Source organism: Rhizobium sp. Root1203 (assembly GCF_001424945.1).
In the GTDB taxonomy this organism is placed as follows: domain Bacteria; phylum Pseudomonadota; class Alphaproteobacteria; order Rhizobiales; family Rhizobiaceae; genus Rhizobium.
Genome location: NZ_LMCW01000056.1, coordinates 1 through 21,292, shown reverse-complemented (window position 1 = coordinate 21,292; position 21,292 = coordinate 1). Strand labels below are relative to the sequence as shown.

The following is a 21,292-nucleotide window of genomic DNA, read 5'->3' as shown; positions in this document are numbered from 1 at the left end:
GGCCCGTGAAAATCACCCAACCCAGTCAGCGTCTCAACATTGCGAGATCTTTTGCCGCCATTGTGGCGCTCATCGGCACCGGATTTCGTCCGGCGTCCAATGTTCCGCCTCCACGCTCTGCATCGACCATGTAGTCGCGTGCCAACGGCAGTGCATCGACGTTGCGCGTCAGTTGGAGCTGCCAGTTCATGTGGCCCATCCGACGGAAAGCCAGTTCCGAGCCGATCAGATAGAACTCGAACATACGACAGAACCGCTCGTCGTAAAGCTTGGCGAGCGTCGCCCGATGCTTCGCGAACCGATCGCGCCAATGGGCCAGTGTTTTCGCATAGTGGAGGCGCAACACCTCGATATCCGTCGCCCATAAACCGGACCGTTCAACGACGGACAGGACCTCCGACAGGGCCGGGGAATAGCCCCCAGGGAAAATGTACTTCGCAATCCACGGATTCGTACTCCCCGGACCGTCAGCACGGCCGATGGCGTGGATCAGGGCCACACCGTCATCCTTCAGCATCGAGCGCACCTTGTCGAAGAAGGTTCTGAAGTGATTGATGCCGACATGCTCGAACATGCCGACGGAGACCACCCTGTCGACAGGCCGGGACCACGATCTGTAGTCCATGAGCTCGAACTTGACCCTGTGTTCGAGCCCCGCCTCCCGGGCGCGGGCGCGGGCCGCCTCGAGCTGTTCGGTCGACAAGGTCAGACCGGTGACACGCGCATTGAATTCCCGGGCAAGGTAGAGCGCCATTCCGCCCCACCCACATCCGATATCCAGGATTTCCAGATCGGGCCGATCGAGTCTCAGCTTGGCAGCAATATGCTGCTTCTTCTTGAGTTGCGCCTCCTCGAGCGTTTCTCCTCCGTCGGGAAAATAGGCACACGAATATTGACGGTCCTCGTCCAGCATGAGCGAATAGAGACGCGCGTCGAGATCATAGTGGTGGGCAACATTGCGCCTTGATCTTGATGCAAAGTTCAGCTGGTCAAAGTGACGCCGAAACCAGCGCAGCTTTTCCATGAGCTTGTCGAAGGGGTGGCTGCCGCCCTCCATCGAGTTCATTGCAAGAAAGTCGAGTGTCTCGAAGAGGCTGCCGGGAGCCGGCTCGAGATCGCCGTCCATATAGGCCTCGCCCAGCGCTAGCGCCGGGTTGAGCAGCAGGCGGCGTTCGGCCCTCTTCGTGCGTATGGTGAGCGATGCGTGCGGTTCCTCGCCGGTCCCAAAGACCCGCTTCAGCCCGTCGGGGAACGTAACGGTGAGGGTTCCGATTTTGATCAAATGTTTTAGCGCGAGCTCAAGCAACATTTCCAATACCTATTCATCGTCTGAGCGCAAACAACCGTTCACGCTGGCTGCGTGTCATGCTGGCAATATTAGGAAAAATTTGGAGGGGTCGCGGGCTACGTCAAGTCGGCGGCCACTCGCAGGGCGGACTCAGCCCGTCCCGCACCGGCTGGCGCCCAGACGGGCCCAGTCTTTGCGACGGTCACTCCATGCAGTAGCCGCTAGTACGAATTCATCGCTCATAGGCAACGTCCAAGCCGGGTGAAGGGTGGCGAGACAGCACATTTGAAGAAGCAGCCGACTGCGGTCGACGGAATGGAAGTGCCGCCAATGCGATCTCGACAACGCGCCGGAGTTCATCACGGGTGCGACCTGCTTTGGCCTGGCAAGCCGTTCCCAATGCCACTGTCACGACAAAGCGTGCGAGATCGGCCGGATCGCAATCGATCGGCAAATCACCGCCGTCCCGGGCGCGGATCAACCTTGCGCACAACGCGATTTCGATCCCGACCCGCCGATCGATCAGTGTCTTTCGGATCGGCTCTGCCTCCTCCGAACAGGCCACGGCACCATTTAGGGCGAGGCAGCCGGTCGGTGTTTCCGCGTGGGTCTGCGCATCGACATATCCATAGACCAATCGTGCAACGGCGACGTCGACGGACGGCTCAGCCAGCGCCTCTTCAATGAAGCCCATATATTCGGCGTCATAGAACTGGAGGGCCCGACGGAACAGCTCCTCCTTGTTGCCAAAAGTTCCGTAAAGACTGGGACGCGTGATCCTCATTGCATCGGTGAGATCCGACACAGACGTCCCGTCATAGCCCTTTTCCCAGAACAGTCTCACTGCAGATGCAAGGGCTTCTGTTGCGTCAAACTCTTTTGGCCGGGCCATGATGCGCTATGTCCGTTTCCTACCAATCGGTATGTAACCAGATACTTTCCCGCCTGTCCAGACATGATGGGCGAATTTCATACCGATCGGTAGATTGGGAAACGAGCCTTCTCAGATCGCCCCGATCTTGTCCTGCGTCATCCTGTCGAAGTCGGAGGCATCGTGGCGTTCGTGGAGTTGCTCGGAAGGGTCGCCGGCCACACGATTGACCATGCGCCCACGCTTGACCGCCGGTCGCGCTGTGATCTCGGCAGTCCACCGCTGCACATTCCTGTAACTCTGAACGTCGAGGAACGCGCCGGCATCGCCATAGGCTTTGCCTTGCGCCAGATTGCCGTACCAGGGCCAGATCGCAATGTCGGCGATTGAATATTCAGAGCCGGCCATGAACTGGTTCTCTGCAAGGTGCCGGTCGAGCACGTCAAGCTGACGTTTCACTTCCATGGAGAAGCGGTCAACGGCGTATTGAATGTGCATCGGAGCGTAGGCGTAAAAATGACCGAAACCGCCGCCTAGATAGGGGGCCGATGCCATCTGCCAGAACAGCCAGTTCATCGCTTCGGTGCGCGCAACGTGGTCCTTCGGCAGAAAGGCGTCGAACTTGTTGGCGAGATACAAGAGGATCGCACCACTTTCGAACACACGGGTCGGCTCCGGCGTGGAGCGATCGACGAGAACCGGGATTTTCGAGTTCGGATTGACGCCAACGAAGCCGGAGCCGAATTGCTCGCCGTCGCCGATCCTGATCAGCCACGCATCGTATTCGGCGCCCTCATGGCCAGCCGCCAGAAGCTCTTCAAGCATGATTCCGATCTTCACGCCGTTGGGCGTCGCCAGTGAGTAAAGCTGCAACGGGTGCTTTCCGACAGGCAATTCCTTCTCATGCGTCGGTCCTGCGATCGGGCGATTGATATTGGCAAACTGGCCGCCATTTCCCTTTTCCCACGTCCACACCTTGGGCGGCTCGTAACCAGCGGGAAAATTGTCAGCGGGGGATTTTTCAGTCATGAAGCTTGTCCTTTTTGAGGGGAGCATTGAGCGCAACCGCGAACAGAGGTAGGTGCGAAACGCGGTGGCGCAAGATGTGGAATCACATAGTGCTTCTTCGGGAGCTGGTCGAAGCTTCAGCTTGCTTATTGGAGGCGAGCCGGGAAAAAAGTTTCCGACTACCATATGCTCGCCCGCAATCGGCACCGGAACACCTACGGCAGAATCGCATCGAACTGGCTCTGAAACATCGCTTTCTCGCCGAACCTCCCGATTTGAGGTTTGGAACAAAAGTCCCGGATTGGTGTTACTCCACCGATCACAGGGATCTTCATCACTCTGGGATCGCTCCCGGCGGAGAGCCCTTGTTAGAGAGTTCTCCGCCACCGGAGTTCTGCAAAGGCGTGTAACCTTGCAGCTCCTGATTGTAACCCAAACCGGGGGAACTTTGAGATGTTCAGAAAAATCGTACTCGTCAGTGCAACAATTGGCGCACTCGCATCCTGCACAGCCACAGAGCAAGGAACAGCCATCGGGGCCGGCACCGGCGCAATTATTGGCGGAGCCGTTTCCAACAGTTGGGGCGGAGCAGCTGTCGGCGCCGTGGCGGGAGGTCTCGCTGGTGCGCTGATCGGCCGATCGACGGAACGGCGAGGCTATTGCGTCTATCGTGATCGCTACGGCCGGACCTATGAAGCACGTTGCCGTTAAACCGGCCATTTCAGTCGCCGCCTCCCAAGTGGGACGGCGGCCTCCTCACGGCACCTGCGCGCCCTTTGCCGTCACGTAGATGGAATAGAGCGAGTTGGTGGCCGCGATGAAGAGGCGGTTGCGGCGGGGGCCACCGAATGTGAGGTTCGCAACCGTCTGGGGCACGAGGATCTTGCCGAGTAGCGTCCCGTCCGGCGCAAAGCACTGCACGCCATCGGCAGCGCTTGACCAAAGGTTCCCGGCGATGTCCGTGCGGATGCCGTCGGGGATGCCTTTGTCAATAAGGGCGAACACGCGACCCCGCGCCAAGCTCAAGCCGTCGACGACGTCGAAGGCGCGGATGTGCCGTGGCAGGGTCGCGTCATGGCTGGCGCCGGAATCGGCGATATAAAGGGTGGTTTCGTCAGGCGAGAAGGCAAGGCCGTTCGGCTGGTTGAAATCCGTAACGACCGCCGTCAGCTCACGGCTTTCCGGATCGAGGCGGTAGACGTTGCGCGTCTTCTGCTCGGGCTCGGAACGATAGCCTTCGTAATCCGAAAGAATGCCGTAGGTTGGGTCCGTGAACCACACAGAGCCGTCCGAGCGGACGATGACATCGTTCGGCGAGTTCAGCCGTTTCCCCTCAAAACTGTCGGCGAGCACGGTCACCGAACCATCGATCTCCGTTCGCGTCACGCGACGCGTGCCATGCTCGCAGGAGACCAGGCGGCCCTGCCGGTCGCGCGTGTGGCCGTTGCTGAAGTTGGACGGCTGGCGATAGACGGAGACGCCGCCTTCGGGTGTCCACCGCATGATGCGCTGGTTGGGAATATCGCTCCAAAGGAGCTGGTTGGCATCGTTGAACCAAACCGGACCTTCCGCCCAGCGGCAGCCCGAATGGAGTTCTTCCAGCCGCGCACTGCCGACGATCAGGTTACCGAAGCGCCGATCGTGGATTTCGTAGAGAGAGCCGGTGGTCATGTGGAGTTCCCGAAACTATCGCCCGCCCAACTGGCGACCGCCAGCAAGCAGGATAACGCTGATGATGATGAGGCCGGTCATGATGAGGCGGATGCCCGCTCCAAGACCGTAGGTGTTGAGCATGGAGACAACAAGGAACATGAAGAGCGAGGCGCCCCATATGCCAGGGACGTTGGAATCTCCACCCGCGACCGCCGTACCGCCGATGACGACGACCGCGATGGACATGAGCAGATATTCCGAGCCCATGTTAAGCGCCGCGCCCCCTGAGAAGCAGGCGAGCAGGTAGCCCGCAAGCGACGCCAGCACCGCGCAGAAGATGTAGGTGACGAACCGGGCGCCATCGACGGGAATTCCCGCCATCCTGGCGGCCGGCATGCTTTGCCCGATCGCCGAGATCCACCGTCCGTAGATGGTCTTTTCGAGCAGGAACCAGGCGACGAGCGACAAGACAAGAGCGATGATCGCAACGTTGGGCACGCCGAGCGTGCTCGACGTGGTGAAGTCGGCGAGAAAGGCCGGCGGCTTGATGCGCAGGCCGCGGTTGGTCCAGATCGCGGATGACTGCACGATGAAGCTCATCGACAGTGTGGCGATGATCGGCGGGATACGCAGCGCCTTGATAAGGGCATAATTGCAGATGCCGACACTGATGCCGATCAGGATCGCGACGACAAGGCCCGGCAGGACAAGGCCGTTCTCGACGTTCATCAGCTTCAGCGCCACCGTTCCGGCAAGCGTCATGGTGGCCGGAACCGAAAGGTCGATATTGCCAGGACCGAGCGTGATGACGAACATCTGGCCGATGCCGACGATGATCGAGAAGGCGGCGAACGTGAAGGCCGCCTGCGACAGGCCGAGCGTGCTGGCGCCCCCCGTGACCATGATCGTCGCGAACCAGACGGCGAAAGCGGCAAGCCACGACCAAATCCACGGCTTGCGGGAAAGTCCGGCGAGCGTGCTCATCGGCGTTTCTCCCGTTTCTCGAGGCGGTTGAGGAAGAGCCGGAGCGCGAGGACGACGATCAGGATCGCACCTTGTGCCCCGATCTGCCAGTCGGGGGAGATCCGCAGGAAGGACAGGAGCGAGCCTGCGAGTGTCAGCGTCAGAGCGCCGAGGACGGCGCCGATCGGCGAGACGCGCCCGCCGATGAACTCGCCGCCGCCGAGAATGACGCCGGCAATGGACAGCAACGTATAGCGAAGTGCGATATTGGCATCGGCCGAGGTCGTGAGCCCGACGAGCGTAATACCTGCGGCCACGGCGAAGAGGCCGGCGAGCCCATAGGCGGCAGCGCGCGCGGCGACGATCGACCAGCCCGCCCGCTCGACAGAGCGCTCGTTGCCGCCGACACCGCGGATCAGCACACCGAGCGACGAGCGCATCACGATGAGCTGCGCGATCAGGGCAACGATGATGCTCGCGACGATCGCCATCGGCATCAGCGGCGGCTTGACCGTCATCAGCCAGCGCACCCAGTCGGGCGCCTGCCCGCCCGGAGCCGGCAGCAGCAGTACGGCGAGCCCGGCCCAGACGAAGCTCATCCCCAGCGTGACGACGATGGATGGCAGGCCGCGCAGATGGATGAAGACTCCGAGCGCGGCGTAAATTGCGATCGCGCCGGCAAGTATCAGCACGCCCACGAGCGGCGCGTCACGCAGAAACGTCGCGGTGACGCAGGCGACGAAGCTGACGAAGGTGCCCATCGACAGATCGAGGTCGTTGACCGACATGATCAGCATCTGGGCGATGGTGGCGAGCGCAATCGGGACGGCGAGATTGAAGAGCAGGTTCAGGCCCACGTAGCTCATGGCACGCGGCTGCAGCCAGAAGACGGCGGCAAGCAGAACGGTCAGTGACAGGGCCGGAATGAGCAGCCGGACGGTATCGGTCGAAAGCCTCATGCGGCGGCTCCCTCGAAGGAGGCGGCGAGAATGTTCTTCTCGTTGACCGCATCGCCGGCAAGTTCGGCGACAATCGCGCTCTCGCGGAAGACATAGACGCGGTCGCAGAGGCAGACTTCCTCCATTTCCGTCGAATACCAGACGAAGGTGCGGCCGCCTGCCGCCTCGTGCCGGATGATCTCATAGACTTCCTTCTTGGTGCCGACGTCGACGCCGCGCATCGGATCGTCCATCAGCACCACCGGCGCGCGCGTCGAAAGCGCGCGGGCAAACAATACTTTCTGCTGATTGCCGCCGGAGAGCGACAGGATGCGGTTCGACATGTCCTGTGTGCGGATCTCGATCTTCTGTTTCCAGGCACTGCCCTTCGTCGCTTCACTGTCGGCATCGACGACGCCGCGTTGTGCGAGGTCACAGAGTGAGGCGATGGACAGGTTCTTCAGGATGCTCCAGAGCTCGAAGACGCCATTCAGCCGGCGGTCACCCGCAACGAAGGTGACGAGCGGATCGCGCTTCGGTAACCAGTCGCCGCTGCTCAGGGAATGAAGTTTCATCAGCATCTCCGTCTGGCCATGGCCGGCAAGCCCCGCGAGCCCGACGATCTCGCCGCGTTTCGCCTGAAATGCCAGCCCGCGGCCCACCTGCTCGAGCGCGACGGGGGCCGCGTCCAGGTCGCGGTTTGCGCGACGATGCACCTCGCCTTTCACGACACTGCCCATGGTCTCGACGAGGCTGTGCTCCGAGAAATAGGCCGCCGGGCGCTCCGCAACGATGCGGCCATCCTTCATGACGACGATGCGGTTTGCGGTAGTGAGGATCTCGTGAAGGATGTGCGAGATGAAGATGACGGCGCCGCCGCCTGCAACGAAATGGCGGACATGGGCGAGCATCTGCTTTGCAAGGCTCGCATCGAGCGAAGATGTAGGCTCGTCCAGAATGACGAGACGCGGCGCTATGCCGGCGTTGGAAAAAGCCATCGCGATCTCGACCATCTGCCGCTCGGCTATGGAAAGATCGCCGACAGTGCGGTCGCTTGCTATGCCGTGGCCGGGAAACACTGCATCGAGGCTGTGCGCGATGACCTTTTCGGCCCTTTTGCGCCAGCCGAACCCGCCCAGATGGCGGTGCATGATGCGCGTGTTCTCGACGATGGTCAGGTTCGGGCAGAGCGATAGTTCCTGAAAGACGCAGCGCACGCCGCGGGCGCGTGCGGCGTTGATGCCGTAGCGCGAAATTATCTCGCCGTCGCTGGAAACCGTGCCCTGGTGCGGCGTCAGTCCGCCATTGATGACGCTGACGATGGTCGATTTACCGGCGCCGTTGTGGCCCACGAGGCCAACGCATTCACCGGGCATGATTGCAATCGTCACGCCGTCGAGCGCCTTGACCGCACCGAAACTCACCTTGGCATCATCGACCTCGACCACTGCCTTCAGCGTGTCATCCGTCATTTGTCATCGCTTCTATTGGGGAAAAGAAAAAGCCGCGCGACCCTGTTCGAACCGCGCGGCGCCTCGAGAGGAATTACTTTGCTGCTTCGATCACCTTCTTGGCGTCGTCGAGCGAGTATTCGACGTTGGCGACACCGCCTGCCTGCGTGTTGGCGAGGTTCGTTTCGAGGTTCGCCTGCTCGATGCTGAGGAATGGCACCACGAGGTCCTTCTTGACCTCCTTGCCATCCAGAATCTGCTGGGCGACCCAGAAGGCGAGCGTCGAAACACCGGGCGCAATCGACACGGACATGGTCTCGTAGCCGTTCGCGTCCTTCTGTTGCTTCCACCACTTCAGTTCGTCTTCGCGGTTGCCCATGACAATGATGGGCATCTTGCGGCTTGCAGCCGCGATGGCCTGCGCCGCGCCATAGCCGTCGCCACCCTGCGTCACGACGCCGACGATTTCCGGCAGGCTCGGTAGAATGCCGGCAACGGCCTTCTGGGCAACGTCCTGCGCCCAGTCGCCATGAACCGAGCCGACGATCTTGAACTGCGGGAACTGCGCGACACCGGCGTGGATACCGGCCGAGATCTCGTCATCGACGAAGACGCCGGCGAGGCCGCGGATTTCGAGCAGATTACCGCCCTTCGGAATCTTCTTCGAAAGGTACTCAACCTGCCCTCGGCCCATTTCCTTGAAGTCGACGGCGATGCGCCATGCGCAGGGTTCTGTCACGATGCCGTCAAAGGAGACGACCGTGATGCCGGCGTCGCAGGCTTCCTTGACAGCGCCGTTGAGCGCGGTCGGCGAAGCGGCATTGAGGACGATCGCGTCATAGCCCTGCAGGATCATGTTCTGGATCTGGGCGGCCTGCTCGGTCGCCTGGTTTTCAGCGGTGGTGAATGGATCGGCGGCGGCGACGACGCCCGCCTTTACGGCTTCGCCCGTCACATTGCCCCAGCTGGTCAGCATCGCCTGACGCCAGGAGTTGCCGGAATAGTTATTGGAAAGCGCGATCTTCTTGCCAGACGTGTCGGCAAAGGCGGAAACCGGCATGGCGGCGCACGCGACTGCAACCGACGCCAGAAGCATCTTACGGATTGTCATCTCTCTCTCCCTCAAGATCCACCCTCCCGGCGGATCGCTTCATCGCTGCTTGCGCAGTCGAATGAAAATTGTTCTTGCACTGAGCATCCTCCTCTCAGTAAGAGCAGGATGAGGTAGATTGCAGGGCCTGTACAGACGCGATGCGGCAATAAGTTTGCGGGTTTTGCGCAAGAAGTTGCGGGTTTGTGCAAGACGCGGGAGCCTTTGCAGCGCTTTACTTGTGCGAACGAGGATGGCGGAGGCGGTGCCTGCCCCTTCGGGAGGAAATGCCATGTTGCAACTCGCACCCGCCGCGCTGTTCGAACACTATCTCGGGATATCGCGGCTTCTCGCAGGCCAGCTGGATTTCCGTTCGGCCATCCGCTCGGTTGCGGCTGAAGTCGCGCACATCATTCCGCACGATCATCTCGACGTCTGCGTCCTCCTGGAGGGAGGCAACTACCACACTGCCTACGAGACAGGCATGGAAACCGCCTGGGGCATGCTCGCCGGCGCACCCGTCGTCAACAGCCCAATCCGCTCCCTGCTGTGGGGCGAGGTCGACTATATTCTGGCCGACGATGCCATGACCGATCCGCGTTTCCACTTCGAAGGCGCCTTCAAGCGGCCGATCAACGAGCAGTCGCTGCGAAGCCGCCTGCATGTCCCCATGAACGTTCAGGGCACGATCATCGCCGCCTTTTCCTGTTCCTCCCAATCGCCCGGCGTCTATGCGATGGAGGACGTCGACCGCGCCCGCATCATCGCCGATCTTCTGACGCCTTACTTCTTTGCCTTGCGTGCCGCCGAGCAGGCACAGCGCTCCGCCATTGTCGAAGCTGAGGCGCGCGCCCGCGAGGAAGGCCTCCGGCAGGGTGCGTTGAAATTGACCGAAGCTCTGGAGCAGGAGCGCCAGCGCATCGGCATGGACCTTCACGACCAGACGCTCGCCGATCTCACCCGCCTCGTCCGCCGCATCGATCGCCTGTCGCGCAACGGCGACCTGACGGGCGAGGCGCTGGAGCCGGTATCGCGCAGCCTGCAGCACTGCATGCAGGATCTCAGGCAGATCATAGAGCAGGCGAAACCCTCCGTGCTGCAGCTCTTCGGACTGGCGCAGGCAGTGGAGAACCATCTTGACCGTTCGGTGCGCGACAGCGGCATTCCGATCGAATGGGCAGTCGTGGACGAAACCGACGGTGTACTCGAGACGCTGGAACCTGCCGTCAACGTGGCCCTTTTTCGGATCGCCCAGGAGGCGATCAACAATGCCGTGCGCCACTCCCAGCCGCTGTCGGTTACCGTGCGCCTCAAGGCAGAAGATGGACAATTTGCCATCGACATATCCGATGACGGCAAAGGGCTCGCCAATCCGCGCGGCCGCTTCGGCGGCGGCATCGATAATATGAAGACGCGGGCGCGGCTGATCTCCGCCCGCTTCACGATCGGCCCAGGCCAGGCGAACCGCGGAACGACAGTGACGGTGCACCTGCCCCTCGTCCCGTCGGGCGTGGGTGTCGCGGTATGAAAATGGAGACGGCTCCGATGAAGGTTCTGATCGTCGAGGATGACCCACTGCACCGCTCCTACCTGCACGAGGCGGTGTGTTCGGCCTTGCCCGAATGCGACACGGTGATCGAAGCGGAAAATGGAACGATGTGCGAAAAGCTTGCCCGCAATCACAAGTCGGCGCATATCGTCATGGACCTGCAAATGCCGAACCGCAACGGAATCGAGGCCGCGCGCACCATCTGGAAGGAGCGCCCGGAGACACGCATTCTCTTCTGGTCCAACTATTCCGACGAGGCCTATGTACGCGGGGTGTCGCGCATCGTGCCCGACGGCGCCGCCTATGGTTACGTGCTGAAATCGGCTTCCGACGAACGGCTGAAGCTGGCGCTGCGTTCCATCTTCATCGAGAGCCAGTGCGTCATCGATCGCGAGGTGCGTGGCCTCCAGCAGAAAAGCCTGGGACAGGCCAACGGCTTCACCGACTCCGAATACGAGATTCTCGTCGATATCGCGCTCGGCATGACGGATCGGGCGATCGCCCGCCGCCGCAACCTCTCGCTGCGCAGCGTGCAGAACCGCTTGCAGCAACTCTACGACAAGCTCGACGTCTACCACACAGCCGGCGACGACCACGACGAAGGCCGCTTCAATCTCCGCGCTCGCGCCGTCACCGTTGCCTTCCTGCGGAAACTCCTGAACTACAGCGCGCTGGAGCGGGCAGAGGTGGAATTGCAGGAGTGGCTGGAAGGGAAGTAGGCCGCCCAGCCCGCTGGAACTTTGCAGCCAGAACGTAGTTTTCCTTGCTTCACATTCAGCAAAGGAGACGTTCCATGCCCCAGGGTGACAAGTCTGCATACACCGACAAGCAGAAGCGCAAGGCAGAGCACATCGAGGAAGGATACGAGGACCGCGGGGTTTCCGAGGAGGAGGCCGAGCGTCGCTCCTGGGCCACCGTCAACAAGGAAAGCGGCGGGGGCAAAAAATCCGGCTCTGGCCGCGGTCATGCGGAGAACCATGCCTCCTCCGAAAAAGGCGGGCGCAAGGGAGGGGCCGCGGCTGCTTCCCGAACCAAGGAAGAGCGTTCCGCTTCTGCCAAAAAGGCTGCAGCAACCCGCAAACGCAACGAGCACCATGCCCATCACTGAAACCTAACCGGCGCCATCGTGAATGGCGCCGCATGTATTTTCGGAGGATTCCCGATGCCGAAAAAATCGAAGAGGAAATGGTCGCAGGACGTAACTGACAGCAGCAACGCGATGGATCTGGAAGGCGGCGTCTTCAAGAAGCGCAGCGCCAAGAAGATCGCCGATTCACTCAAGAAATCCGCAGAGCAAAGCGACCGCCGCAAGTCCGGTCCGTTTCAATCTGCCATGTCGATGCTGAACTTCTATATCAATCGTGCCGGCAAAGAGCTCTCGAAAACCCGCCTTTCAACGCTTGAGCGCGCCAAAGACGAACTGCGCAAGGATTTCGGAAAGCAACCGAAGCACTGACATCCACTTTGGTAGAAATTTCGAGCAATCACAGATAGCGACTGATCATGCGCAGGTCGTCGACAAATTTGAGATGCTCGCTGTCACGATCGTTGCGGTTCCGGATCCGAAGCAAATAGGACGGATGAACCGTCACGAGGAGCGGCACCTGGTTGGGAGTCGCCAGGATCTGGCCACGTTCCTTTGTAAGACCGACAGAGTGACCCATCAACGCGTAGAGTGCCGTCGCGCCGAGCGCAACAATGAGATGCGGTCGCACAACATCGATTTCGCCGCCGAGCCACCATGCACAACGCTGTATCTCCCCGGCGTTCGGCTTGGCATGCAGCCGACGCTTTCCGCGCCGCTCGAACTTGAAGTGCTTGACGGCATTCGTAACATAGCAGAGCGACCTGTCGATACTTGCCTCATGCAGGCATTCGTCGAGCAACCTGCCAGCGGGACCGACAAATGGCATGCCTGCGATATCTTCTCTATCGCCGGGCTGCTCACCAACGAGGACCACGCGTGCGCCAGAGTGACCCTCGCCAAACACCGTCTGTGTGGCGTTCTTATACAGTTCGCATCTCTCGCAGGAATTCGCCTGTCTGTGGAGCGCCGATAGGCACTTTGCCTGCGCATGTGGTTCGACAAAGGCAGGAGGCACGCGTACTTTGCTTTTTGCGGATGCCGCCAACGCAAACTATCCTTCTTCGCCCGGATATTGAGATCGTTTCAACAGCCCAGCCAAATGCGCCGTGTTTCGGGCTAGCATCGATATCATCGCCTGAACGGCCTTCGGCGTCCGCTTAAGATCGACAAAATTTGTCGATCCCATCGCCTCACCGACCCGATACGCCACGGCATTGGCCGGAACCGTAAAACCGACATCGTTCAATGCCTGGAAGAGTTCCGCCGACACATGATGGGCACCATCTTCGTTTCCAACCACGGCGACGGCAGCAACCTTGCCATAGGACACCATCCTACCTTCGTCATCGGTTTCCTCGAGAAAGGTATCCATCCGCTCCAGCGCGCGTTTGCAGACGCTTGAGGGTTGGCCGAGCCAGATTGGCGTTCCCAGGACGAGAAGGTCCGCGTTCAGGATCTTCTCGCGAATCTCCGGCCATGCATCACCTCCGCCTTCATCCGACGTGACGCCAGGCTTGATATCGTAATCGGCAAGCCGGATCGTCTCGGTTTCAACACCGTGCCTTTTGAATTCCTCGGCGATGAGCTGAAGCAGCTTGCCCCTTGACGATTTCTCCGAGGAATTCGAGGATTTAAGAGTGCCATTGAGGGCAAGGGCTTTAACGGTCATCTTGGGAATCCGGCACGCAAAATTGCAGCTTTGAATAACACCTCGCGCGTCAGATCGTTCCAGGACCAACGCATGGTCCGCATGGCTGAGTTAGGCCTTTGCCCTGCAAGCAACCCTGGTTGCCATCGCTTCAAAAGGTGCGATTGCATCTTGTGCCGAACGAGACTATTTTTAGTCTCAAATGAGGTAAGGAATTCGTGATGTTGGCATTTGAAGGAGTAGCGGACGTACTCGGCCTTCCAGCCAGGGAGACCGCGGCGCGGTCGCCGCTTGGCCTCATCTCCCGAATTGAAGGGGGGCTTCCAATTGCCGTTCTGGAGAGAATATCTCATCTGTTGGCTCCGAACGATGGACATTTCAAGTACCGATTCGTCCCCAAGGCTACTTTGGAGCGGCGCAAGATCAGCCTTCGTCTGTCGCCCGACGAAGGAATGAGGGTAGCGCGTGTTGCGCGCGTGTGGAATCTTGCCGTCGATGTCTGGCAGAGCCCGGCAGCCGCCCGCTACTTCCTGTTCAGAAACCACCCAATGCTTGAGGACAGAGCGCCGATCGATGTGGTCATTCAAAACGAGATCGGGGCCGAACTGGTGTTGGAGATCCTTGCAAGCCTGAAATATGGAAGCGCTGCGTGACGGCTCAGGTTCTTGACCGAACGCTGTCCTCTTTCCGAATAGGCGATCCGAACGGCGCTTATCCCATATTTGATGCCACCGGCTCGACCATTGCGCCGGGTCGTTGGAACACTCCCGGCAGCCCGGTCATCTACAGCAGCGAGCACTATTCGACTGCGGTTCTTGAAAGGCTTGTTCACGGAAGCGGGCGTCTGCCGCCGAACCAGCACTACGTCCAGATTACAATTCCCCGAGGACTGACCTACGAGGTCGTGTCGACGGCAGCATTGCCGGGCTGGGACTCGATGCCGGCAGTCGCAAGCAAGCGATTTGGCGAGGAATGGCACCTGCAACGGCGAAGCGTCATTTTGATTGTGCCAAGCATTGTGGCCCGGCTGGATAATAATATTATCATCAACCCGGCGCATCCCGAGTCCCCAAGAATTGCGGTGAGCCTTCATCAACCGGTCTATTGGGACAAACGGCTGTTTGGACCATGATAAGCTGGATGAGACGTCCGGTCTCGGCTGCGCACCGCGCGCGTTGCCACTATGGTTTCACGCGGTCGGGATGTGCGGCCTGAAACGCCGGCAAAGCCGCACACCTGCGATCGATATCAACGATGCGCTTGAAGCCGGCCATATCAACGCCCCAGCGGCGGGCGTTGTAGACTTGGGGGACAAGGCAGAGATCGACCATCGTCGGCGCATCTCCAAGACTGAAGTCTCCGTCGAATTTATCGAGCATCGCTTCCAGTTTGCGTAGCCCATCTGAGATGAAGTGCTTCATCCATTCCTCGCGCGCGTCAGCTTTGCCCACTATCGTCCTGACATGCGCTGCGACATGCATGTTGCAGATGGGATGAATGTCCATGGCGATCGCGTATGAAAGTGCTCTGACGTGGTGTCGGTCGGCAATGTCCATTGGCAGCAAGCCGCATTCTGGCCGAATGTCCGTCAGATATTCGATGATCGCCAGCGACTGCGTCAGCGTCCTTCCGTCGATCACCAATGTCGGCACGAGACCCTGGGGGTTCAACGCGAGATAGTCGGGGCTCTTGTGCGCCCCCTCCAACAGGTTGATTGACACTGTCGTGTAATCGATCCCCACGATATTGAGTGCGATGCGAACGCGATAGCTCGCCGATGATCTCCAGTAGTCGTAGAGAACGAACTGCGTCATCGGGTTTCGCCCCCGGCATATTTCTCGACGGTTTGCTCGATCGCCCCGAAGATCGATTGTCCGGCTCGATCCTTCATCTCAATACGGACGATGTCGCCGAACTTCAGGAACGGAGTCCTCGGAGATCCGGTCTGGATGGTCTCAATCATCCGTATCTCGGCGATGCAGGAGTAGCCGTCTCCTCCATCTTCGACGGGTCTGCCCGCTCCACCGTCCAGCTTGTTCGAAACCGTTCCCGAACCGATGACCGTTCCGGCTACGAGGTTGCGGGTCTTGGCGGCATGGGCGATCAGCTGGCCAAAATCAAACGTCATGTCGATGCCGGCATTCGCCTTGCCGAACGCCTTGCCGTTCAGGCTTACGAGTAGCGGACGATGCACTTTCCCGCCGTCCCAGTCGTCTCCGAGCTCGTCAGGCGTTACCGCAACCGGAGAAAATGCAGACGCGGGTTTGGACTGGAAAAAACCAAATCCCTTTGCAAGCTCCCCCGGTATGAGACCGCGTAGCGACACATCGTTGACGAGCATCACCAGCCGGATGGCGGCACGGGCGACCTGCGGACTGGAACCCATGGGCACGTCGCCCACGACGACGGCAACCTCGCCTTCCATATCGATCCCATAAGCCTCGTCGGCCATCACGATCGGGTCGCGCGGGGCCAGGAAACCGTCAGACCCCCCTTGATACATCAGCGGATCGACCCAAAAGCTCGCCGGCATCTCTGCCTCGCGCGCCTTGCGCACGAGCTCGACATGATTGACATAGGCCGAACCGTCGGCCCACTGATAGGCGCGCGGCAAGGGCGACGTGGCGTCATGTTCATGGAACCTGCCGGTCGGCTGGGCGCCTGTCTCGACGCCTTGCGCGATCTGTGCAAGTCTCGGAGCCACGTGCTCCCAATCGTCGAGAGCTGCCTGCAGCGTCCGGGCAACGTGACCGACCTCGCAGAAGCGGGTCAGATCGCGGGAGACGACGACAAGCCGACCATCCCTCGTGGAGTTTTTCAATGTCGCGAGCTTCATGTCCCAATTCCAGTGGCGGAGGATGCGTGAGCGGCCTTCACTTGATGCCCGGTGTCCCATCGAACTTGCGTTCCAGGCCGTCCCAGCATTCCAGGTAGTTGTCCTGCAGCGTTTCGAGTTCCGCCGCGTACCTTGTCAGTTGCTGCGGGTACCGTGTCTCGAACATGAACGCCATGGTGTGATCAAGTTTCACAGGCTTGAGTTCGGACCTGGCGGCCTTCTCGAAGCCAAGCGCATCCGGCCCGTGGGGGAGCATCATGTTGTGCAGGCTCATGCCACCCGGGACGAATCCTTCTTCCTTTGCATCATACTGACCATGGATCAGGCCCATGAATTCACTCATGATGTTCCGGTGGTACCACGGAGGGCGGAAGGTGTGTTCGGCAACGAGCCAGCGCGGCGGAAAGATCACGAAATCGACGTTCGCGGTCCCCGCCTCTTCGGTAGGCGCCGTCAACACCGTGAAAATCGATGGGTCGGGGTGATCGAACAGGATTGCGCCGACCGGGGAAAACGTCCGCAAGTCATATTTGAAGGGCGCGTAGTTGCCGTGCCAGGCCACCACATCGAGGGGCGAGTGGCCGATCTCTGTGACATAGAATTTTCCGCACCACTTGACGTGGACGCGGCAAGGGGTTTCCTTATCCTCGAAAGCCGCAACGGGTATCTTGAAGTCGCGTGGATTGGCCAGGCAGTTCGCACCGATTGGCCCCCGATCCGGCAGCCTGAATTTGGCGCCGTAATTCTCGCAGATATATCCACGCCATACCGGATGCTCGCCGCTGCGCATCACCTTGAACATCATCCCACGGGGAATGAGACATATTTCGAGAGGCTCGACATCCATCATGCCCATTTCGGTGAAGACCCGGATCGCCCCGAGTTGGGGAACGATCAAGAGCTCGCCATCCGCGTTGAAGACGTAGTCGTCGATCATGTCTTCGTTGAAGACATAGAGATGGGCGGCCATGCCAACCTGGGTCAGGACATCGCCTGCCGCCGTCATCGTTCGCACTCCCTCAATAAACGTCAGCGTCTCGGTCGGCGCGGCAACCGGGTCCCAGCGAAGCTGGCCCAGAGGAAGCGAATGCTCGTCCAGGCAGGGCGCGGATTTCCAAAGCGGCAAGCTGGCGTTCGAGAAGCGACGGGTGTGGCGCACGCTCGGGCGAATGCGATAGAGCCAGGATCTTTCATTCGTCCCACGTGGGGCGGTGAAAGGCGAGCCGGAGAGCTGCTCGGCGTAAAGACCGTAATTGCATGTCTGTGGGCTGTTCTGGCCTTGCGGCAACGCGGCAGGAAGCGACTCGCTCTCGAAGTCGTTGCCGAACCCCGGCATATATTCGAGCGTGCCTGCCGCCGAGACACCGTCTCGAGCCTGTGTTGCCGTTTGTTCCATTGCCCAATTCCTCCCCAAAACTCAGGGCGACCCGCGATGCCGGGGTCGCCAGACGATATCACTCTGCCGCCGTCCCGATCACGCCGCGCCTGATCTGATCCGCCTCTATCGACTCGAAAAGTGCGCGGAAATTGCCTTCACCAAAGCCTTCGTCACCTTTGCGCTGGATGAATTCGAAGAAGATCGGCCCGATGACCGTCTTTGAGAAAATCTGCAGCAGGATTTTGGTCATGCCACCGTTCACCACGCCTTCGCCGTCGATAAGAATGCCATGCTTCTTCATGCGTTCGATGGGTTCGTCATGGCCGTTTACCCGTTCATGGGACATGTCGTAATAGGTCTCCGGAGGACCCGGCATGAAGCGAAGACCATTCTCGGCAAGCCTGTCGGTGGCCCCATAGATATTCTCTGTTCCAACGGCGATGTGCTGGATACCTTCGCCCTTGTATTTCTTCAGAAACTCTTCGATCTGGCTGGTCTCGTCCTTCGATTCATTCAGGGGAATACGGATTTTTCCGCAAGGCGACGTGATGGCCCGGCTGACCAGACCGGTGATGCGTCCGTCGATATCGAAGAAGTGGATCTGCTTGAAATTGAACATTTCACGGTAGAAATCCCACCACTTGTCCATGTTGCCCCGGAAGACGTTGTGCGTCAGATGGTCGAGATAGTAGAAGCCCATTCCTTCGGGATGCGGGTTGCGCTCGCCCAGCCAATCGAATTCGACGTCATAAGCCGATCCCTTTGCACCATAGGTCTCGACAAAATAGAGCAGCGAGCCACCAATGCCAACGATCGCCGGAACGTCGAGCGCCTTGTCATTCCCCTCGTAGGCAACGGCACCTTTTGATATCGCATGGTCGAAGGCGTGCTTGGCATCGACGACCCGCCAGGCCATCGATGGAGCAGAGGGACCGTGCTCAGCGACGAAGCGAGTGGCATGGCTGCCCGCCTCGGCGTTCAGGATATAGTTGATGTCACCCTGACGCCAAACGGTGATGTCCTTCGTCTTGTGCCTGGCGACTGGAATGTAGCCCATGCGCGAGAAGAGCTCGCGCAATTTCTCCGGTTCCGGATGGGCGAACTCAACGAATTCGAAGCCGTCGGTGCCAGCGGGATTGGTGGCGGTGATGTCCGGCGGCGGCGCGTCATGCGGAAAGGGGCCCATTTTCTCCTCCAAGGAAATTTGCTTCTGGTTATGCAAAGTGTGATCCAAAACGCCCGCAAAGTTCTTGCATTCTTCTCATCTGCGGAGGAATTTATGCACGGATCGTGAGAGATTTGAGGATTTCGTGCAATGAATGAACGGCTTGATATGTTCGATTTGCGTCTGCTCCAGGAGCTCCAAAGGGACGGCAGGTTGACGAACAACGAATTGGGGGAGCGGATCGCGCTTTCACCTTCGCAGTGCTCTCGCCGACGGACGAGACTGGAGTCGGAGGGATTTATCAGGGGTTACCAGGCCAACCTGGATCGGCAAAAGCTGGGCCTGGACATGCTGGTGGTGATTTCCGTCACCCTTGCAACGCACAACAGAGACAATGCCCGCAGATTTTCCCAACTCATCAACGGACTACCGGAAGTGCTGGAAGCCTATGCCCTGACCGGTGAAATGGACTATCACCTGAAGGTCGCGACACGCGGGCTCACCGACCTTTCGCGGTTCGTCAACGACATCCTGTTGCCTCACGAGTCGGTGCAGCACGTGAAGACTTCGATCGTCCTCGACACGCTCAAGACATTTGAAGGGTTGCCGGTGCACATGCTGAGCGGCTGAGGACGCCGGCTGCATCGTTTTGGGCGATCCGCGCTAGATCGGCAGTTCGGTGGAGAATTTCAGCTCGCGCAGGACAAAACTCGATACGACCGTGCGCACATGGGGGTTTCTCATGAGGTACCGGGTCATGAAAGCCTCGTAGCTTTCCACATCCCTTGTCCGGATCTTCAGCATGTAGTCGAAGGCACCGGACAATGCGTAGCACTCCATAATCTCCGGCCGCTCCAGAACCACCGAGGCGAAGGACGCTACTGCCTCTTCGTGGTGGTCGTCGAGCGTGACATGCGCGACGACACAGAGCTTGAGATCAAGTTTCCCCGGATCGAGCAGGGTCACACGCTTGCGGATGACGCCGCTCGCTTCCAGCTCCTGGATCTTCCGCCATGCCGAACTTTGCGACATGCCAGCCCTATCAGCCAACTCTGACAGCGAAAGGCTGCCATCGGACTGAATGAGCTCAAGGAGCCTGCGCGGAAAATTCCCAGATTCTTTCATGCCAAAACATTTTCTCGAAATTATCTTCCATAATTATACCAAACCCGGGAAGAAAAGGAAAGAATATCCATAAGGGCCGGAGCATACTGGTGAAAAAGCAGCAGTGCCTCGGAGGAACGGTATGACCAAGGAAAGCAGCTACACCGCCAAACTTCCCGGTCCGGATGGTTTATACGCCTATACCCCCGAGGAAGATGCGATATGGGGAGAACTCTACACGCGTCAGCTGAAGCTGCTGGCCAACATGGCCTGCCACGAATATCTCGACGGCGTCAAAACGCTGGGGCTAAAGCCGGATAAGGTCCCCCAACTTCTCGACGTGAACCGGCGCCTGAACGAAACCACCGGCTTCGGCGTCGAAGGCGTTCCAGCGCTTATTCCTCCATCGCGTTTCTACGAGCTCCTGTCGCAAGGCAAATTCCCGCTCGCAACCTTCCTGCGCCGCCGCGAGCACATGGACTATATCGAGGAGCCGGATCTCTTCCATGAGGTGTTCGGCCATTGTCCGCTGCTCACCAACCAGAGCTATGCAAACTTCGTACGACGTTTCGGCGAAACCGCCGTGCGCCTCGGCAAGGGGTATTCGTGGCATTTGTTCCGCATCTTCTGGTTTACCGTCGAGTTCGGGCTGATCAATACGACGCAAGGCCGCCGCTGCTACGGCGCGGGCATCGTCTCGTCGCCAAGCGAAGCAATGGCAGCAATGGAAGGCCGTGCGTGCGAATTCCGGCCTTTCGATCTGCTGAGTGTGCTGAGGACGGCTTACCGGATCGATATCGTCCAGCCGATCTACTACGTGATCGACAGCTTCGCCGACCTTGAGGCGATCGTCGAGCAGGATATCGAAAGCTTGATCCTCTCGGCGAAGTCGCTGGGTGACTTCGCGCCCGCTTTCGAAGCCAAGGCATCGTGAACCGGGGACGAATAGACGCTCAACCGCCAATAGACACCGTCCGTAGCAAGCTGAGACTGTTACCTACGTCTCGTGCGGAAAACGTCCCGCAATTCAGGCAGCGCTTTTGCCGCCTGGGGCACCGAGTTGAGTAGTTGAGTTGTACGTGGGGCAAAATCGGTGGCAGCATTCGGCGACCGCCCATAGAAAGTGTGCATAACCCGGCGCGTAGAATCCTGTTGGTCGGTGCGGGGATTCCTAAGACGGGGCAAATCATGATTCGGTCCGGGGATGGCAAAGAAACGGCTCCCCTCCCCCGAGCATGCCGACACGCTTTCACTGAATGCGTT

At 59.7% G+C, this 21,292-nt stretch carries 24 protein-coding genes; 9 read left to right on the top strand and 15 right to left on the bottom strand.

What is annotated here, in order from left to right:
* Positions 1-25: 25 nt before the first annotated feature.
* The 3 genes from ASC97_RS28310 to yghU form a co-directional block, all read right to left on the bottom strand.
* Positions 26-1,315, bottom strand: a complete 1,290-nt coding sequence (locus tag ASC97_RS28310; protein WP_443216790.1) for a class I SAM-dependent methyltransferase — start codon at positions 1,313-1,315, stop codon at positions 26-28.
* Between the two features lie 205 nt (positions 1,316-1,520).
* Positions 1,521-2,180 carry a TetR/AcrR family transcriptional regulator gene (locus tag ASC97_RS28305; protein WP_082530202.1) on the bottom strand — a complete coding sequence of 220 codons (660 nt, stop codon included), beginning with the start codon at positions 2,178-2,180 and terminating at the stop codon, positions 1,521-1,523.
* Positions 2,181-2,291: 111 nt separating this feature from the next.
* The gene (yghU, locus tag ASC97_RS28300) at positions 2,292-3,188 is read right to left on the bottom strand and encodes a glutathione-dependent disulfide-bond oxidoreductase (protein WP_057471666.1); all 897 of its coding nucleotides are present in this window, start codon (positions 3,186-3,188) and stop codon (positions 2,292-2,294) included.
* Between the two features lie 432 nt (positions 3,189-3,620).
* Here yghU and ASC97_RS28295 point away from each other — a divergent pair, with 432 nt between their 5' ends.
* The gene (locus ASC97_RS28295) at positions 3,621-3,878 is read left to right on the top strand and encodes a YMGG-like glycine zipper-containing protein (protein ID WP_057471665.1); all 258 of its coding nucleotides are present in this window, start codon (positions 3,621-3,623) and stop codon (positions 3,876-3,878) included.
* A gap of 45 nt (positions 3,879-3,923) precedes the next feature.
* On the opposite strand, the gene ASC97_RS28290 is transcribed toward ASC97_RS28295, so the two are convergent.
* The 5 genes from ASC97_RS28290 to ASC97_RS28270 all read right to left on the bottom strand — a co-directional run bounded on the left by ASC97_RS28290 (position 3,924) and on the right by ASC97_RS28270 (position 9,283).
* Positions 3,924-4,838, bottom strand: coding sequence for an SMP-30/gluconolactonase/LRE family protein (locus ASC97_RS28290; protein ID WP_057471664.1), 915 nt, complete (start codon positions 4,836-4,838; stop codon positions 3,924-3,926).
* A gap of 15 nt (positions 4,839-4,853) precedes the next feature.
* A complete protein-coding gene (locus ASC97_RS28285; protein ID WP_057471663.1) occupies positions 4,854-5,804 on the bottom strand; it encodes an ABC transporter permease in 951 nt (316 codons plus the stop codon).
* Complete coding sequence (locus tag ASC97_RS28280) at positions 5,801-6,742, bottom strand: ABC transporter permease (protein WP_057471662.1); 942 nt, start codon at positions 6,740-6,742, stop codon at positions 5,801-5,803. The genes ASC97_RS28285 and ASC97_RS28280 overlap by 4 nt, the downstream gene beginning before the upstream one ends.
* On the bottom strand, positions 6,739-8,193 hold the full coding sequence (locus ASC97_RS28275) for an ATP-binding cassette domain-containing protein (protein WP_057471661.1): 1,455 nt from the start codon (positions 8,191-8,193) through the stop codon (positions 6,739-6,741). Before ASC97_RS28275 ends, ASC97_RS28280 begins: the two co-directional genes overlap by 4 nt.
* A 73-nt stretch (positions 8,194-8,266) precedes the next feature.
* Positions 8,267-9,283 carry an ABC transporter substrate-binding protein gene (locus ASC97_RS28270; RefSeq protein WP_057471660.1) on the bottom strand — a complete coding sequence of 339 codons (1,017 nt, stop codon included), beginning with the start codon at positions 9,281-9,283 and terminating at the stop codon, positions 8,267-8,269.
* Between the two features lie 271 nt (positions 9,284-9,554).
* On the opposite strand from ASC97_RS28270, the gene ASC97_RS28265 reads away from it, so the two are divergent.
* From ASC97_RS28265 to ASC97_RS28250, 4 genes are all read left to right on the top strand, one after another.
* Complete coding sequence (locus ASC97_RS28265) at positions 9,555-10,790, top strand: sensor histidine kinase (RefSeq protein ID WP_057471659.1); 1,236 nt, start codon at positions 9,555-9,557, stop codon at positions 10,788-10,790.
* Between the two features lie 17 nt (positions 10,791-10,807).
* Positions 10,808-11,530, top strand: a complete 723-nt coding sequence (locus ASC97_RS28260) for a response regulator transcription factor (RefSeq protein ID WP_057471658.1) — start codon at positions 10,808-10,810, stop codon at positions 11,528-11,530.
* 74 nt (positions 11,531-11,604) lie between these two features.
* Positions 11,605-11,919, top strand: coding sequence for a hypothetical protein (locus ASC97_RS28255; protein WP_057471657.1), 315 nt, complete (start codon positions 11,605-11,607; stop codon positions 11,917-11,919).
* 54 nt (positions 11,920-11,973) lie between these two features.
* Entirely contained in the window at positions 11,974-12,267 is a 294-nt protein-coding gene (locus ASC97_RS28250; RefSeq protein ID WP_057471656.1) for a DUF3175 domain-containing protein, read from the top strand.
* Between the two features lie 28 nt (positions 12,268-12,295).
* Here ASC97_RS28250 and ASC97_RS28245 read toward each other — a convergent pair whose 3' ends face one another.
* Positions 12,296-12,943 (bottom strand): UdgX family uracil-DNA binding protein, encoded by a 648-nt coding sequence (locus ASC97_RS28245; RefSeq protein ID WP_057471655.1) that lies wholly within the window; start codon positions 12,941-12,943, stop codon positions 12,296-12,298.
* 6 nt (positions 12,944-12,949) lie between these two features.
* A complete protein-coding gene (locus ASC97_RS28240; RefSeq protein ID WP_057471654.1) occupies positions 12,950-13,567 on the bottom strand; it encodes a flavodoxin family protein in 618 nt (205 codons plus the stop codon).
* Between the two features lie 200 nt (positions 13,568-13,767).
* Between ASC97_RS28240 and ASC97_RS28235 the strand changes: the two genes are divergently transcribed.
* Positions 13,768-14,199, top strand: coding sequence for an antitoxin Xre/MbcA/ParS toxin-binding domain-containing protein (locus ASC97_RS28235; RefSeq protein WP_057471653.1), 432 nt, complete (start codon positions 13,768-13,770; stop codon positions 14,197-14,199).
* Positions 14,196-14,678, top strand: a complete 483-nt coding sequence (locus tag ASC97_RS28230) for an RES family NAD+ phosphorylase (RefSeq protein WP_057471652.1) — start codon at positions 14,196-14,198, stop codon at positions 14,676-14,678. Before ASC97_RS28235 ends, ASC97_RS28230 begins: the two co-directional genes overlap by 4 nt.
* A 49-nt stretch (positions 14,679-14,727) precedes the next feature.
* On the opposite strand, the gene maiA is transcribed toward ASC97_RS28230, so the two are convergent.
* From maiA to hppD, 4 genes are read right to left on the bottom strand one after another with little or no spacing between them, the layout of a single operon-like run.
* A complete protein-coding gene (gene maiA, locus ASC97_RS28225; RefSeq protein ID WP_057471651.1) occupies positions 14,728-15,360 on the bottom strand; it encodes a maleylacetoacetate isomerase in 633 nt (210 codons plus the stop codon).
* Positions 15,357-16,382, bottom strand: a complete 1,026-nt coding sequence (locus ASC97_RS28220; RefSeq protein ID WP_057471650.1) for a fumarylacetoacetate hydrolase family protein — start codon at positions 16,380-16,382, stop codon at positions 15,357-15,359. Before ASC97_RS28220 ends, maiA begins: the two co-directional genes overlap by 4 nt.
* A 37-nt stretch (positions 16,383-16,419) precedes the next feature.
* Complete coding sequence (hmgA, locus tag ASC97_RS28215) at positions 16,420-17,778, bottom strand: homogentisate 1,2-dioxygenase (protein WP_057471649.1); 1,359 nt, start codon at positions 17,776-17,778, stop codon at positions 16,420-16,422.
* A gap of 58 nt (positions 17,779-17,836) precedes the next feature.
* Complete coding sequence (hppD, locus tag ASC97_RS28210; protein WP_057471648.1) at positions 17,837-18,946, bottom strand: 4-hydroxyphenylpyruvate dioxygenase; 1,110 nt, start codon at positions 18,944-18,946, stop codon at positions 17,837-17,839.
* A 129-nt stretch (positions 18,947-19,075) separates the two neighbouring features.
* Here hppD and ASC97_RS28205 point away from each other — a divergent pair, with 129 nt between their 5' ends.
* Positions 19,076-19,555 carry an Lrp/AsnC family transcriptional regulator gene (locus ASC97_RS28205; RefSeq protein ID WP_057471647.1) on the top strand — a complete coding sequence of 160 codons (480 nt, stop codon included), beginning with the start codon at positions 19,076-19,078 and terminating at the stop codon, positions 19,553-19,555.
* A gap of 33 nt (positions 19,556-19,588) precedes the next feature.
* Here ASC97_RS28205 and ASC97_RS28200 read toward each other — a convergent pair whose 3' ends face one another.
* On the bottom strand, positions 19,589-20,050 hold the full coding sequence (locus tag ASC97_RS28200) for an Lrp/AsnC family transcriptional regulator (protein ID WP_057471646.1): 462 nt from the start codon (positions 20,048-20,050) through the stop codon (positions 19,589-19,591).
* A gap of 121 nt (positions 20,051-20,171) precedes the next feature.
* Here ASC97_RS28200 and ASC97_RS28195 point away from each other — a divergent pair, with 121 nt between their 5' ends.
* Complete coding sequence (locus ASC97_RS28195) at positions 20,172-20,963, top strand: phenylalanine 4-monooxygenase (protein WP_057471645.1); 792 nt, start codon at positions 20,172-20,174, stop codon at positions 20,961-20,963.
* The last annotated feature ends 329 nt before the right edge of the window (positions 20,964-21,292 follow it).